Here is a 14,760-nt window from a genome sequence, read left to right as displayed (position 1 = left end):
TCACTGTGGCGAAAATCAACGGCTGGATGAAAGAAGACAGAGGAAAAGCGTGCGTCAACGCTCGTGGAAATGATCGTAGACGATCTGCGCGGTCGCCGCCGAGATGCCCTCGACCTTCTGGAGATCGCCCAACCCGGCGCGCGACACGGCCTTCGCCGTGCCGAAATGGTGCAGAAGCGCGCGCTTGCGGGATGGTCCGATGCCGGCGATCTCGTCCAGCGGATTGCGCGTCAGTTCCTTCTTGCGACGCGCCCGGTGCGAGCCGATGGCGAAGCGATGCGCCTCGTCGCGCAGGCGCTGCACAAAATAAAGCACCGGATCGCGTGGCGGCAACGTGAAGGGATCGCGCCCCTTCGTGATGAACCGCTCGCGTCCCGCATCGCGGTCGACGCCCTTGGCGATGCCGATGGTGGTGACCTTCTCGGCGATGCCGAGTTCCTCCAGGATCGCGCGCACCGCCGTGATCTGCCCCTTGCCGCCGTCGATGAAGACGAGGTCCGGCCAGTCCGGCATCTCAGAATGCAGGATATCCTCCTTGTCCTCGCTTTCCACGACCGGCGTCGGACCCTCACCATGCTCCTTCACGAGGCGCGAGAAGCGGCGCGTCATCACCTCGCGCATCATGCCGAAGTCGTCGCCGGGCGTGATGTCGGCGCCCTTGATGTTGAACTTGCGATACTGGTTCTTGGCAAAGCCCTGCGGCCCCGCCACCACCATCGCGCCGACGGCGTTGGTGCCGGAAATATGCGAGTTGTCGTAGATTTCGATGCGGCGCGGCGGGTTCGGCAGCGAGAAGGTCTCGGCCAAACCGGCCAGAAGTCGCGCCTGCGACGAGGTTTCCGCCAGCCGTCGCCCCAGCGCCTCGCGCGCATTGGCGAGAGCATGATCCACCAGATCGCGCTTCTCGCCGCGCGCCGGCACCGCGAACTGCACCTTGCGGCTCGCACGGACCGACAGGGCCTCGCCGAGAAGCGTGCGGTCCTCGAAGTCGAGCGATGACAGGATCAAGGGCGGCGTCGGCTTATCGTCGTAGAACTGCGCGATGAAGGCGCCGAGCACTTCGGCCGGCTCCAGCGAAACGTCGGCGCGCGGGAAGTAAGCGCGGTTTCCCCAATTCTGGCCGGTGCGGAAGAAGAAGACCTGGATGCAGGTCAGGCCGCCCTCGCAATGAATGGCGAAGACATCCGCTTCCTCCACCCCATGCGGGTTGATGCCCTGATGACTCTGGATATGGGCGAGCGCGGACAGGCGGTCGCGGAGCACGGCGGCGCGCTCGAAGTCGAGCTCCTGCGAAGCGTCCTGCATGGCCTGCGACAGCCCCTGCTTGATCTGGCTGGAGCGCCCGGACAGGAAGCCCTCGGCCTCTCCGACGAGGCTGCGATAATCCTCCAGCGATATTTCCCGCGTGCAGGGGCCGGAGCAGCGCTTGATCTGGTAGAGAAGGCAGGGCCGGCTGCGCGTCTCGTAGACGGAGTCCGTACAGGTACGCAGGAGAAAGGCGCGCTGCAGCGAGTTGATCGTGCGCGTCACCGCGCCGGCCGAGGCGAAGGGGCCGAAATAGCTACCCTTTCGCGAGCGCGCGCCCCGGTGCTTCACGATGGCCGGCGCCTCGTGCGCATCGCCGATGAGGATATAGGGGAACGACTTGTCGTCCCGCATCAACACGTTGTAGCGCGGCCGCAAACGCTTGATGAGATTGGCTTCGAGCAGCAGCGCTTCCGTTTCGGTGCGCGTCGTCACGAATTCCATGGCCCGCGTTTCGCGGATCATCCGCATGATGCGGTTGGTGTGGCCGGTGAGCCGCGTATAGCTCGCCACGCGCTTTTTCAAGGAACGCGCCTTGCCGACGTAGAGCACCTCGCCGCCCGCGCCGAACATGCGATAAACGCCGGGATCGTTCGGCAGACGCTTCACGGCCGCGATGATGACATCGACGCCCTGGAGCGGATCGCCCTCGACCGTGCCGGCCCCATCCCAGTCGATGGCGGCCAGAAGCGCGGCGCTGTCGGGCTCGAACTCCGCGCTTTCCGCACCTTCTTCCTCGAAGTCCTCCTCGTCGCCCTCGGTGGCGTCGAGATCTTCGAAGATGTCGTCGTCCTTGCTCATTCGGGCATTGGCCTGCGATGCTGTTCGGCGGTGAAGCCGGATTTAAGGCCGAACAACGATCATTGCCAGAACGGCGTTGTCGCGGCGGCTCCGCGCCAACGAAAAGGCCGCCGGCATCGAGAGATGCGGCGGCCTCGAAACTTACCTGCCTATCGTCGGTTCAGCCGACGATCTCGGTCTCGGAAAACCAGTAGGAGATTTCCTGTTTCGCGGTCTCGGGGGCGTCGGAGCCGTGCACCGAGTTCTCGCCGATCGACAGGGCGTGCAGCTTGCGGATGGTGCCTTCGGCGGCGTCCTTCGGGTTGGTCGCGCCCATGATCTCGCGATTGCGCGAAATGGCGTTCTCGCCTTCCAGCACCTGCACGATCGTCGGACCGGCGGACATGGATTCGACCAGCTCACCGAAGAACGGACGCTCCTTGTGGACGGCGTAGAAGCCCTCGGCCTCGCGGCGGCTCATCCACACGCGCTTCGACGCGATGATGCGAAGGCCCGACTCTTCGAAGATCTTGGTGATCGCGCCGGTCAGGTTGCGACGGGTCGCGTCCGGCTTGATCATGGAGAAGGTGCGTTCGATCGCCATGGATGATGTTCCTTGCGGGCGTTGGAGAGTCGCGCTCTCATAAACGCGAGGCCGCCGAGCGGCAAGGCCAGGACGACAAGGGACCGGAACGTGACGGGAATGTACGACACCTTCAGGATGATGGCCCACTACAATCGCTGGGCCAACCGACGGCTCTACCACTGCGCCGGAAAGCTCACGCCGGACGAGTTCGCCGCCGACCGAGGCGTCTTCTTCCGCTCGATGTCGGGAACGCTGAACCACCTCCTGGCGACCGACCGGATCTGGATGCGGCGCATGACGGGAACCGGCGATGCGCCCGACCGGCTGGACGCCGTCCTGTTTCCCGAGTTTGCTCCCCTCGTCGAGGCCCGCGCGGCGGAAGACGAGCGCATCGTGGCCTTCGTGGACAGCCTCGACGAAACGGCGCTCCAGACACCCTTCACCTACCGCCCCGTCACGAACCCGCGCGACATCACGCAGCCGCTCATGCCGGTGCTCAGCCACCTCTTCAATCATCAAACGCATCATCGGGGACAGGCCCACGCGATCCTGACGGGCATGAAACGCGAAGCGCCGAGTCTCGACCTCATCCTGTTCCAGCGCGAAAGCGGAATGGGGTTCTAGGCGCGGAAGGACACGAGCCCAAGCTCGCGCTCCATCACCGCCATGTCCCGGTCGTTGTGGATGATGGCGGCACGGTTGGCGATACACCAAGTCGCGATGATGACGTCGATCGTGCCGCGAATGGTGATGCCCTTACGGCGTAGGAAGCGATAGTTGTCCGCTGCTTGTTCGGCGATGGCAGGATTGCAAAGAGCGACAGTCCGATGCTGGTAGATTGCTTCTCGGGTGAGCACACGCCGCCTTTCGTCTCGAATGCCCTGCAGGATTTCGACGATGACCAGATCTCCGAGGACGATCTTGTCGCTTAGCGACAAGCCCCTGATCGCGCGCGTCCAAGGGAGATCTATTCCCTTGAAGTAGTCGATCCATGCCGATGTATCGACCAGGATCACCAGTCGCCCTCTGCCTGCGGACGGTTGCGGCGCATCTGATCGAGATCACCTTCCCACTTCACGGTCCCGTAGAGAGCCATCAAGGCTTCATGCGCTTCCCGCTGTTTCACGATCGTTCTCAAAGCTTCCTCGACCGTTTCCTTCTTGGTCTTGAGGCCCAGCACCTCCATGGCCCGCTTCATCAGGTCGTCGTCGATATCGATATTCGTTCGCATACCCGCCCTCCAATGTGTATAATCAATGCACACTATACACATCCCCTTCCCACCTCACAACGCTCTTCCCCCTCCTCGCTTGCCATGCGAAAAGCCGGCCATGCTTCAGATCAACGATCTTTCCGCGCGCGTCGCCGGACGGCTTCTCATCGACCATGCCAGCCTGACGCTGCCGGACGGCGCCAAGGCCGGGCTTGTCGGGCGCAACGGCGCGGGCAAATCGACCTTGTTCCGCGTCATCACGGGCGAGCTCGCGTCCGAAAGCGGCTCCGTGCAGATCCCGAAGGGAATGCGCATCGGCCAGGTGTTGCAGGAAGCGCCTGGCACGAGTGAATCGCTTCTGGAGATCGTGCTGGCCGCCGACGAGGAACGCATGGCGCTTCTCGCCGAAGCCGAAACGGCGACCGACCCGACCCGCATCGCCGACATCCATCTTCGCCTCAACGATATCGACGCCTATTCGGCCGAAGCGCGCGCCGGCGCGATCCTGTCGGGCCTCGGCTTCGATGCCGAGGCGCAGGCGCGGCCCGTTTCCTCCTTTTCCGGCGGCTGGCGGATGCGCGTGGCGCTCGCCGCCGTTCTGTTCTCGCAGCCCGACCTTCTCCTTCTCGACGAGCCGACGAACTATCTCGATCTCGAAGGCACGCTCTGGCTGGAAACCTTCGTCGCGCGTTATCCCCACACCGTGATCGTCATCAGCCACGACCGCGACGTCCTCAACAACGCCGTCAATTCCATCATCCATCTCGACCAGTTGAAGCTCGTCTATTACCGCGGCGACTACGATTCCTTCGAGCGTCAGCGTGCCGAGAAGCTGGAACTCCAGCAAAAGGCGAAGGTGAAGCAGGACGCTGCCCGCGCCCACATGGAAGCCTTCGTGGAGCGCTTCCGCGCCAAGGCCTCCAAGGCCCGTCAGGCGCAAAGCCGCTTGAAGGCGCTGGAAAAGATGAAGCCGTTGGCTTCAGTGATCGAGGACCATGTCGCGCCGTTCGCTTTCGACGCCGGCGAGCGCCGCCCCGCCTCGCCCATCGTGCGCATGGACGATGTGGCGGTCGGCTACGGCGACGCCACGCCGATCCTGAAGCGCGTCACCGTTCGCATCGACACGGACGACCGCATCGCGCTGCTCGGTGCCAACGGCAACGGCAAGTCCACCTTCGCCAAACTCCTGGCCGCGCAGTTGTCAGCCCGCTCAGGCGAGATCGTGAAGGCGCCCGGCTTGAAGGTCGCCTTCTTCGCGCAGCACCAGATCGACGACCTGAGGCCGGATGAGAGCGCGGTGGAGCACGTGCGCCGCCTGATGCCGGACGCGCCGGAAGCCAAGGTCCGCGCCAAGGTCGCTCGCATGGGACTTGCCACCGCCAAGATGGACACGAAGGCCGATGCCCTGTCCGGCGGCGAGAAGGCGCGTCTCCTGATGGGTCTCGCGACCTTCGGCGAGCCGGACCTCCTCATCCTCGACGAGCCGACGAACCATCTCGACATCGATTCGCGCGAGGCCCTGGTGCGCGCCTTGAACGAATATGAGGGCGCGGTGATCCTCATCAGCCACGACCGGCACATGGTGGAAGCCACCGTCGACCGTCTCTGGATCGTCGCGGACGGCACCGTGTCGAAATTCGACGGCGATCTCGACGAATACAAGCAGATCGTTCTGTCCGCCCGGCGCGGCGGCAAGAAGGACAAGGAAAAGGACAGTCCCCGCGAGGCCGCCCGCAGCCGCGAGGCAACGCCCCCGCCCCCCAAGCGCATCGCTCTCGGGCCCATCCAGAAGGAACTTCGCAACCTCGAATCCAGGATCGAGAAGCTTCAAACGCAAACGGCTGCGCTCGACAAACGAATGGCCGCGCCGGGCTTTTTCGAGAAGGACCCGCGCAAGGCCGGCGAGGTGTCGCGCGAGCGCGAAACGGCCGGCCAGCAGCTTGCCGAGGCCGAGGAGCGCTGGCTTTCCTTGTCAGCCGAGCACGAGGCCGCGCTCGGCTGACAGGCTCTCGCTTTCGTGCGTCGCAGGGAGCTTGCTCCGTTCTGCCCAGCGCTACATAAAGGCTTCATAAACCCTTTCGGAGCGCTGCGATGGCATGGCGTTGGACGACGGCGACCGCCTTGATGTTCGGCGCTCTTACCATCCTGCCGGCGCTCGCGGTCGGGAACTACGGTCCGAGGCCGCGCGACTCCGGGTTTGCCCAGGTCGATGGCATTTCGCTCTTCTATCAGGTCTACGGCAAAGGCAGCCCGCTGCTCCTGATTCCGGGCGGCCTGTCCAGCAGCGATGTCTGGCGCCGCCAGATCGCCACGCTTTCGAAGAATCACGAAGTCATCGTCGCCGACAGCCGGGGCCAGGGCCGCTCCACCCGCGACGAGGTGCCGATCACCTACGATCTGATGGCGGACGATTATCTGGCGCTGCTCGACCAGCTCAAGCTCGACAAGGTCGCGCTCGTCGGCTGGAGCGATGGAGGGATTATCGGTCTCGATATCGCGATCCGCCACCCGGACCGCTTGTCGGCCATGTTCGTGCAGGCGGCCAACGCGACGCCGGATGGGGCGATCGCCTATGCCGAGGCCATCGCGGAAGGCCGCGACCTGCCGACGCTTCAGCACTACGACGACATCACCGACGAGATTCACGCGCTCTGGTGGAACGAGCCGAACTTCTCGGAAGAACAGCTCGCCTCGATCACCGTGCCGACCATGATCGCGATCGGCGAACATGACGAAGCGATCAGCCGCGATCACACGCTGTTTCTCGCCAAATCCATTCCGGGCGCGAAGCTGACGATCCTGCCCAATGTCGGCCATTCCGCCCCGATCGAGGACCCGGAGGGCTATGCCAAGGCGGTTCTCGATTTCATCGACGGCTGAGGCCGGTCAAGCCTTCTTGACCCAACGCCGGTCCTGCGACTGCTGCCAATAGGTGACCTCGTGTCCGGCGGCCTTCTCCACCTTCCAGCGCGCGCGGGCGCTGGCAAGCTGTTCCTCGTCATGGCCGTCGAAGAGATAGACACCGCGCACATAGGCCGAAAGGTCGTTCGGCACCGCGCCTTCCACCATGAACCTGATCTGCGGATCGTTCGCGGCTTGCGCCGGATCGACCGTCAGAAGCACGGGCTGAAGCGCGCCGCTGGAATCGGCGTCCGTGCCGTGCGGCAGGAAGGCGTCGTCGCGAAAGACCCAAAGGTGATGGTCGAGCGCGTCGCGACGCTCCTGGCTCACCGCCTGCACCACGGCCCGCCAGCCGCGCTGAAGGCTGCGCTCCAGAAGTTCGGGAAGCGCATCCTCCAGCCGGCTTTCGGTGAGGTGATAGAAGAGAACCTCGGCCACGCGAACCTTTCGGGATCAGCGCTTTTCGTAGTGGTCCGCCACGAGGCGGTCGAGAAGCCGGACGCCGAAGCCGGACGCCCAGGACTGGTTGTACTCGTTGGCCGGCGAGCCCATGGCGGTTCCCGCCACATCGAGATGCGCCCATGGCACGTCGTTGACGAAGCGCTGCAGGAACTGCGCGGCCGTGATGGAGCCGGCCGAGCGCCCGTTGCCGATATTCTTGATGTCGGCGAACTTGCCCTCGATCTGCTTGTCGTATTCGGGGCCGAGCGGCATGCGCCATACCTTCTCCCCGGTCGCGAGGCCCGAAGCGGACAGGCGCTCGGCGAGTTCGTCGCTGTTGGAGAAGAGGCCGGCATAGTTATTGCCGAGCGCCACGATGATCGCGCCGGTGAGGGTCGCGAGGTTGACCATGAACTTCGGCTTGAACCGGTCCTGGCAGTACCAGAGCGCATCGGCCAGAACGAGCCGCCCTTCGGCGTCGGTGTTCAGGACCTCGATCGTGGTGCCGGACATGGCCGTCACGATGTCGCCCGGCCGCTGCGCGTTGCCGTCCACCGCGTTCTCCACGAGGCCGACGATGCCGATGGCGTTGACCTTGGCCTTGCGGCCGGCGAGCGCGCGCATCAGGCCGACCACGGCCGCCGCACCGCCCATGTCGCCCTTCATGTCTTCCATGCCGGCGGCCGGCTTGATGGACACGCCGCCCGTATCGAACACGACGCCCTTGCCCACGAACGCGACCGGCGCCTCGTCGTCGCCGCCGCCGTCCCAGCGCATCACCACGAGGCGCGGCGGGCGCGGCGAGCCTTGGGCCACGCCGAGCAGGGCCAGCATCTTCAATTCGCGCAGCTTCGGCTCTTCCAGGATCTCGACATCGACGCCGTGCTTCGACAACTCGGCGATGCGCTCGGCGAACTCGACGGGACCGAGGACGTTGGCGGGCTCGTTGACGAGATCGCGAGCCAGAACGACGCCGTCCGCCACCGCCGAATGGAGCGCGAAGGCGGTTTCGCCTGCTGCCGGATCGGCGACGCCGAGCGTGAAGCTCTGCGCGACCTCGGCCTGCTCTTCCTCCGCCTCGCCGTTCTTCTTCTTGCTCTTGTAGCGATCGAAGGAATAGCTGCGCAGGAGAATGCCGGAGGCCACCGCCGCCGCCTCAGCCCCACCGAGCGAACCTTCCGGCCCTTCCGCCAGCACGGTCACGGTTGGCGCGCCCTTGGTCTTGGCCGCCACGGTGCCGCCGAGTTTCAGCCAGTCCTCATCGCCCTGCGGCTTGTCGGACTTCGTGCCGATCACGACGATCCGATCGAGCTCAGAGCCGGCCGGTGCGAGGATTTCCAGCGTCGCGAGGCTCTTGCCTTTGAATTTCGCCTTCGCGGCCGCCCTTTCCACCACTTCCTTCAGGTGCGGCGGCAAGGATGCCCCAGCGCTGCCACCTTCGCCGGCAAGAAGCACGAGAACGCCTTCGGACGGCGCTTGAAGATTCGAAAATCGGATGGACGGGCGTTCGGACATGGGAACTCCTCAAGGCAAGGCCGGAACCAGCATTCGCCGAAACGCGGCATTCGCCGCCGTCTTGCACGATCGGGATCGTGTTGGAAAGGACACAACGCGAATGGTGGATGCCGAGGCCCGCTTTGCAAGGCTCGGGGGGACGGTTAAGAAGTTGTTAACCACCTCCGTTGGCATATTCTTAGCCAAACGGGGTCAGCATCGGCAGGAGGCAGACGCGAAGCCGAGACCGGCCGCGGGTCGGCGTTTCGAGAAGACGACATCAACCTCATGAGCCTTCTCGAGCGCTACATCTTCCGGAGGGCCATGGCCTTCTCGCTCGGCGCCCTGGGTTCGCTCGTTCTGATCGTCTGGATCGTGCAGGCCCTCCAACGCGTCGACATCGTGCGCTCCAGCGCGGGCGCCGCCGGCAACATGCTCTGGATCGCCATGATGTTGATCCCGGATCTGGCGGCGGGCGTCGTGCCCTTCGCCGTGGTGATCGGCGCGGTGCAGGCCTTGAACGCCCTCAACGCCGATTCCGAGCGGGCCGTGATCGCGGCATCGGGCGCGCGCAGCCTCGTCGTCATCAAGCCGATCCTGGCACTCGGCGCGACCGGCGCGCTTCTCATTCTCCTGATCTCGCACATGGTCGGCCCGGTAGCGCAAAGCGCCTTCTATAACGGGCTTCGCGCCGTGAACGCCGACGCCATCACGCTTTTCCTGACGCCCGGCCGCTTCGAGGAGATTCAGGACGGGCTCGTGGTCAGCGTCGGCGACGTGCGCGGCTCCACCATCCAGAACCTCTTCATGTCGGACCACCGCGATCCCGCGACGGATCTCAACTATTTCGCGAGGGAAGCGCAGCTCATGGACCGCGACGGCCAGAGCTTCCTTCTTCTTCGCAACGGGCAGGTCCACCGGCGCAATCCGGCCGACGGCGCGGTGTCCGTGATCCAGTTCCAGACCTATGCCTTCGATCTGGCTTCGCTGCGACCGGAAAGCGACGGCGACTGGATTCGCACCTCGGAACGCTCGACGCTGGAGCTTCTGCGCACCGACGCCACCGACAGCGCCATGCAGGCCAAGCCGGCGGCTTTCGCCAAGGAGCTGACGCAGCGCTTTTCCGACTGGCTTTATCCGATCGCCTTCGCGCTTTGGGCGCTGGTGGTCGCCGGCCGTCCGCGCACCAATCGGCAGGGCTCGGGGCCGGCGATGACGCTCGGGCTTTCCGGGGCGCTGGGGCTCAAAGCCCTCGGCTTCGTGGCGCTCGCCATGATCGACCAGAACGCGGACTATCGGTTCCTGGCTTATCTCCTCCCCCTGGCGTCGATCGCCTCCAGCGCCTTCCTTTTGTGGTCGGATACCGACATCTCGGAAGCGCGGGCGCTGGTGCGGGTGGGCGATGCCTTCGGTGCGCTCGGGCGCATGTTCCAGCGCGATCCGGCCGGCGCCGGCAGCGGCGGAAGGGTGTCGTAGCGCGATGCCCGGAACGCTGAACCGCTATTTCTTCCGGCGCTACCTTTCGAGCTTCTTCTCGACGCTGGTCGCCGTGTTCGCGCTCGTCTACCTGATCGACGTGATCGAGCTGTCGCGGCGCGGCAAGTTCGAGGACGTGGCCTTCACGACGTTGGCCGCCATGTCGGCCCTGCGTGTTCCGTCCTTTATCGAGCAGGCCTTCCCGTTCATCGTCCTGTTCTCGTCGATTTTCACGCTTCTGACCCTCAACCGCCGCTACGAACTGGTGGTGGCGAGAGCGGCCGGCGTTTCTGTGTGGCAGATCCTCCTGCCCTTCGTGGGGGGGTCCATCCTCCTCGGCGTGGCCGCGACACTTCTCTACAACCCGGTCGCCGCCTACACGCAGGAACTCTCCAACCGCATCGAGACGAGCCTTGCCGGCAAGGGTCCCCAGCAAACCCGCTTCTCGCCCTGGCTTCGGCAGAACAGCGAAGGCGTCGATTCACTCATCGGCGCCAAGGCCGTTTCGGACGGCGGGCTGACCCTCGGCGGCGTCACCGCCTTCGTTATGGACGGCAACGGAACCGTTTCCGAGCGCATCGACGCCGCCAAGGCGCGGCTCGTTCAGGGTGCCTGGATTCTCGACGCGCCGACCGTGTCGACCATCGGCCAGACCCCGCAGCGCATGGAGAGTTTTCGCCTGCCGACCTCGCTGAAGCCCGAATATGTCGAGCAGCGCATCGGCGATCCACAGGCAATCCCGATCTGGGCGCTTTATTCCAAGATCGAGATCGCCCGCAGCCTTGGCTACAATGCGGAGGCTTTCTCCATGCATTTCAACACTCTGGTAGCCAAACCCGCGTTATTCGTCGCCATGACCTTGCTTGCTGCGACGGTTGCGGTGCGGTTTGCCCGCACCGGCCAGTCTGGTAGGACGATCCTCAGCGGCGTCGCCGCCGGATTCGTTCTGTATGTCGTAACCTTCCTGGCGCAGGCGCTGGGAAGCAATTCGGTGGTTCCGCCGGTCGTTGCGGCGTGGTTCCCGGTCGTCGCGGCCGGATCGTTCGGGGTAACGATCCTGCTGCACCAGGAGGACGGTTAGTATGAAAGCGAGGGGGAACTCGCGCCTGATGCATGATTCTGGCCGAAGAACAGCCTTGTTCGCGGGCGTCGCCGCCTGCGCGCTTTTCTGCGCCGTTTCCGGCGCGGCGGCTCAAGCGCCGGTCGCGCCGCTGCCGGCCAACATCTCCGTGCCATCCGACGCCAAGCTGTTTCTGGAAGCCGATACCGTTTCCTACGAGAGCAACAACGCGGTCGTGACGGCCGCGGGCGGCGTCCAGATCGACTACGGCAACTACAAGCTCGTTGCCCGCAAGGTGATCTACAACCAGAAGACCCGCCGCCTCATCGCGACGGGCGACGTCCAGCTCGAACAGCCGGACGGCAACAAGATCTATGCCGACTCGGCCGACATCACGGACGATTTCGCCGACGGCTTCATCCGTGCGCTGCGCATCGAAACGCCGGACAACACCCGCTTCGCCGCGCAGGGCGCGGTGCGCGAGAACGGCAACGTCACGACCTTCGAGCGCGGCGTCTACACCGCCTGCGAGGCCTGCGGAAAACATCCCGAGCGAGCGCCCCTTTGGCAGGTGAAGGCGCGCAAGATCGTCTGGGACCAGAAGGAAAAGGTCGTCCGTTACTACGGCGCGAGCTTCGAATTGTTCGGGGCGCCCTTGGCCTACCTGCCCTACTTCTCGCAGCCCGATCCAACGGTGAAGCGGAAAAGCGGCTTCCTGACGCCGTCCTTCTCGCAATCCGACGCGCGCGGCTTCGGCTTGCGCGTGCCCTATTTCTTCGCCCTGTCCGACAGCTACGACGCGACGGTGGCGGGCACCTATTATTCCAAGCAGGGCTTTCTCGGCGAGGTCGAGTTCCGCCAGGCGGTCGGCGACGGCTACTACACCCTCCAGGCGGCGGGCATCTCGCAGCGCGACCCCGAATCTTTCAACCTCGGCACGCCGGACTACAACAATGTCGATCGCGGCATGATCGGCACCACCGGCCGTTTCGCGATCAACGAGGACTGGACGGTTGGCTGGGACATCCTGGCGCAAAGCGACCGCAACTTCGCCAATACCTACGACATCGACAATTTCGATCAAACCTTCCATACCTCGGAAATCTACCTGACCGGTCTTGGCGACCGCAGCTTCTTCGACCTGCGCGCCCAACGCTTCGACATTCAGACCGACAACGACGCAAGCCGCGGCATAAGTGACCAAGACGTTCAGCCGGACATCTTCCCGACGCTCGATTACGAGCGCATCGAGGAAGCGCCCTTCGGCGGCGAGATCCAGCTCAACGCCAACGTCATCAACCTGCGCCGTTCCGATGCCGACACGCGGGCGTCGGAATTTCTGCTCTGCGATCCCGACTTCTTCACGAACGGAAGCTGTCAGGCCAGCACGGCGACCGGGCTCGGCTACAGGAACGACTTCTTCCGCCGGCGCGCGATGGAAGGCGATTATTCGCGCGGCACCCTTTCGGCCGAATGGCGCCGCACGCTCACCACGGAGGGGGGCCTTCTCCTGACCCCCTTCGCCAGCCTGCGCGGCGATCTCTACCGCACCGACATGTCGACGGGCGGCTTCGACTTCTCCAACGACGCGGCGGGCAGCTTCGGCGCTTCCGAGATCGATTCGTCGGGCGTACGCGGCATGGCGGCGGCGGGGCTCGAAGCGCGCTATCCAATCCTCTTCGAGGGGAACGGCTCGTCCCATATCGTCGAGCCGATCGCGCAAGTCGTGCTGCGCCCGAACGAGACGAATGTCGGCAACCTGCCGAACGAGGATGCCCAGAGCCTCGTTTTCGACACCACCAACCTGTTCTCTCTCGACAAGTTCTCCGGCTACGACCGGATCGAGGGCGGCACACGCGCCAATCTCGGCGTGCGCTATTCCGGTAATTTCGACAGCGGCTACTGGATCAACGCCACGGCCGGCGAGTCCTTCCACATCGCCGGGCAGAACCCGTTCCAGAACCTCGACCCGGCTCTCGTCGGGCCTGATTCGGGGCTCGAAACCGACCGCTCCGATTATGTCGGATCGATCGCGCTCGGCACGCCGATCGGCCTCCAGTTCGGCGTCGGCACGCGGCTCGACGAGGAAACCTTCGATGTCCGCCGCACCGATCTGACGACGGCCTATGCCAATACGCGCTTCGGCGTCGGCCTGACCTATTCGCAGATCGACGCCCAGCCGATCTACGGCTTCCCCGAGGACCGTAGCCAGGCCGGCATCGCGGCCAACCTGAAACTGACCCAGGAATGGACGGCCTACGGTTCGGTCGGCTACGACATCGAGAACAGTGCCGTGATCTCGCGGTCGGTCGGCATCGGCTATCTCGACGAGTGCTTCAGCCTGCTCGCCCAGTACAGCCAGACCGAGGACAACTACCAGTTGAACGACTCGCAGAACGAGATCCTGTTCAAGCTGTCGTTGCGCACGGTCGCCGATGCCGAATACAAGTACAAGATCAACGACGACGAGTGACCATCGTTTCGCCAAAGGTCCGCGCTAGGGGCGTGACGCATGAGGGGCACGACGGGCGCTGGCGCCTGCAGGCAAGATAAGGGAACGCGGGAGATGACCGGACGCCGATTGTTGCAGCGCGCCGCGCTGGCGATGCTCGTGGCTGCGACGACGGCCGCCGCCACCGTGCCGTCCATGGCGGCTTCGGAGATCGCCATCATCGTCAACAAGGAGCCGGTGACGACCTTCGCGATCCAGCAGCGCATTCCCTTCGTGAAGCTTCGGCGCATGAAGGGCGATCCGCGGCAGGTGGCGACGGACGAGTTGATCGACGAGGCGCTGAAGAAGCAGGAAACCAAGCGTCTCGGCATCCGCATTCCCGACGAGGCCGTGGAGCAGGCCTTCGCCAAGTTCGCCACCGACAACAAGCTGACGAACGAGCAGCTCGGCATGGTGCTGAGCCAGGCAGGCTTCTCGGCCAAGGCCTTCAAGGATTACATCCGCGTCCAGATGGGCTGGGGGCAGGCCGTGCAGGCTTCCATGCGCTCCGACACAAAGCGTTTGTCGGAGCAGGACGTCGTCCAGCGCATGCTGTCGGCCGGCGGCAACAAGCCGAGCACGACCGAGTACCTCCTGCAGCAGGTGATCTTCGTGATTCCGCCCGCCAAGCAGGCGGCGCTGAAGGACACGCGCATGAAGGAAGCCAACGGCATGCGCAACCGCTTCACCGGTTGCCCGAACAATTACGAGATCGCCAAGGGCCTGCGCGACGTGACCGTGCGCGAACTCGGTCGCGTGTCGCAGCCCGAGCTTCCGAGTGCCTGGAAGGAGTCCGTTTCTCGCATCTCCAACACCGGCACCACCCCCCCGCTCGCGACCGAAAAGGGCGTCGAGTTCATCGCCGTGTGTTCCTCGCGCAGCGTTTCCGACGACAAGGTCGCCGCGATGGTGTTCCAGACGGAGGAAATGGAGAATAGCCGCAAGGCGGGCGGGCCGGACGCCAAGCTTCTGGAAAAGCTGAAGTCCAAGGCGGCGATCATCAAGCGTTGATC

The 14,760-nt window shown here is 64.6% G+C and carries 13 protein-coding genes; 7 read left to right on the top strand and 6 right to left on the bottom strand.

The window, feature by feature from the left end:
• Nucleotides 1–54: 54 nt before the first annotated feature.
• Together uvrC and ndk are read right to left on the bottom strand one after the other, a co-directional pair.
• The gene (uvrC, locus tag F9929_RS05740) at nucleotides 55–2,106 is read right to left on the bottom strand and encodes an excinuclease ABC subunit UvrC (protein ID WP_152045582.1); all 2,052 of its coding nucleotides are present in this window, start codon (nucleotides 2,104–2,106) and stop codon (nucleotides 55–57) included.
• Between the two features lie 160 nt (nucleotides 2,107–2,266).
• Nucleotides 2,267–2,689: a nucleoside-diphosphate kinase gene (ndk, locus tag F9929_RS05735; protein WP_152045581.1), complete on the bottom strand. Its 423-nt coding sequence runs from the start codon at nucleotides 2,687–2,689 to the stop codon at nucleotides 2,267–2,269.
• A 99-nt stretch (nucleotides 2,690–2,788) separates the two neighbouring features.
• Here ndk and F9929_RS05730 point away from each other — a divergent pair, with 99 nt between their 5' ends.
• Entirely contained in the window at nucleotides 2,789–3,295 is a 507-nt protein-coding gene (locus tag F9929_RS05730) for a DinB family protein (RefSeq protein ID WP_152045580.1), read from the top strand.
• Here the strand turns inward: F9929_RS05730 and vapC are convergent.
• Together vapC and F9929_RS05720 are read right to left on the bottom strand one after the other, a co-directional pair.
• Nucleotides 3,292–3,687 (bottom strand): type II toxin-antitoxin system VapC family toxin, encoded by a 396-nt coding sequence (gene vapC / locus F9929_RS05725; protein WP_152045579.1) that lies wholly within the window; start codon nucleotides 3,685–3,687, stop codon nucleotides 3,292–3,294. The genes F9929_RS05730 and vapC overlap by 4 nt on opposite strands.
• Nucleotides 3,684–3,902, bottom strand: a complete 219-nt coding sequence (locus F9929_RS05720) for a type II toxin-antitoxin system VapB family antitoxin (RefSeq protein ID WP_152045578.1) — start codon at nucleotides 3,900–3,902, stop codon at nucleotides 3,684–3,686. Before F9929_RS05720 ends, vapC begins: the two co-directional genes overlap by 4 nt.
• A 100-nt stretch (nucleotides 3,903–4,002) precedes the next feature.
• Here F9929_RS05720 and F9929_RS05715 point away from each other — a divergent pair, with 100 nt between their 5' ends.
• Together F9929_RS05715 and F9929_RS05710 are read left to right on the top strand one after the other, a co-directional pair.
• On the top strand, nucleotides 4,003–5,886 hold the full coding sequence (locus tag F9929_RS05715; RefSeq protein ID WP_152045577.1) for an ABC-F family ATP-binding cassette domain-containing protein: 1,884 nt from the start codon (nucleotides 4,003–4,005) through the stop codon (nucleotides 5,884–5,886).
• Between the two features lie 89 nt (nucleotides 5,887–5,975).
• The gene (locus tag F9929_RS05710) at nucleotides 5,976–6,764 is read left to right on the top strand and encodes an alpha/beta fold hydrolase (protein ID WP_152045576.1); all 789 of its coding nucleotides are present in this window, start codon (nucleotides 5,976–5,978) and stop codon (nucleotides 6,762–6,764) included.
• Nucleotides 6,765–6,770: 6 nt separating this feature from the next.
• Here F9929_RS05710 and F9929_RS05705 read toward each other — a convergent pair whose 3' ends face one another.
• Nucleotides 6,771–7,223, bottom strand: a complete 453-nt coding sequence (locus F9929_RS05705) for a DNA polymerase III subunit chi (protein ID WP_152045575.1) — start codon at nucleotides 7,221–7,223, stop codon at nucleotides 6,771–6,773.
• 15 nt (nucleotides 7,224–7,238) lie between these two features.
• On the bottom strand, nucleotides 7,239–8,741 hold the full coding sequence (locus tag F9929_RS05700; protein ID WP_152045574.1) for a leucyl aminopeptidase: 1,503 nt from the start codon (nucleotides 8,739–8,741) through the stop codon (nucleotides 7,239–7,241).
• A gap of 267 nt (nucleotides 8,742–9,008) precedes the next feature.
• On the opposite strand from F9929_RS05700, the gene F9929_RS05695 reads away from it, so the two are divergent.
• The 4 genes from F9929_RS05695 (at nucleotide 9,009) to F9929_RS05680 (ending at nucleotide 14,758) form a co-directional block, all read left to right on the top strand.
• Entirely contained in the window at nucleotides 9,009–10,196 is a 1,188-nt protein-coding gene (locus F9929_RS05695; RefSeq protein ID WP_152045573.1) for an LptF/LptG family permease, read from the top strand.
• A gap of 4 nt (nucleotides 10,197–10,200) precedes the next feature.
• Entirely contained in the window at nucleotides 10,201–11,277 is a 1,077-nt protein-coding gene (gene lptG / locus F9929_RS05690; protein WP_152045572.1) for an LPS export ABC transporter permease LptG, read from the top strand.
• Nucleotides 11,278–11,332: 55 nt separating this feature from the next.
• The gene (locus tag F9929_RS05685; protein ID WP_235919045.1) at nucleotides 11,333–13,729 is read left to right on the top strand and encodes an LPS-assembly protein LptD; all 2,397 of its coding nucleotides are present in this window, start codon (nucleotides 11,333–11,335) and stop codon (nucleotides 13,727–13,729) included.
• Nucleotides 13,730–13,822: 93 nt separating this feature from the next.
• On the top strand, nucleotides 13,823–14,758 hold the full coding sequence (locus F9929_RS05680) for a SurA N-terminal domain-containing protein (protein ID WP_152045570.1): 936 nt from the start codon (nucleotides 13,823–13,825) through the stop codon (nucleotides 14,756–14,758).
• Nucleotides 14,759–14,760: the final 2 nt, after the last annotated feature.

Source organism: Aureimonas psammosilenae (genome assembly GCF_009176975.1).
Lineage (GTDB): Bacteria > Pseudomonadota > Alphaproteobacteria > Rhizobiales > Rhizobiaceae > Plantimonas > Plantimonas psammosilenae.
The sequence above is the reverse complement of the archived record's forward strand: the minus strand, read 5'-3'. Positions and strand labels throughout refer to the sequence as shown.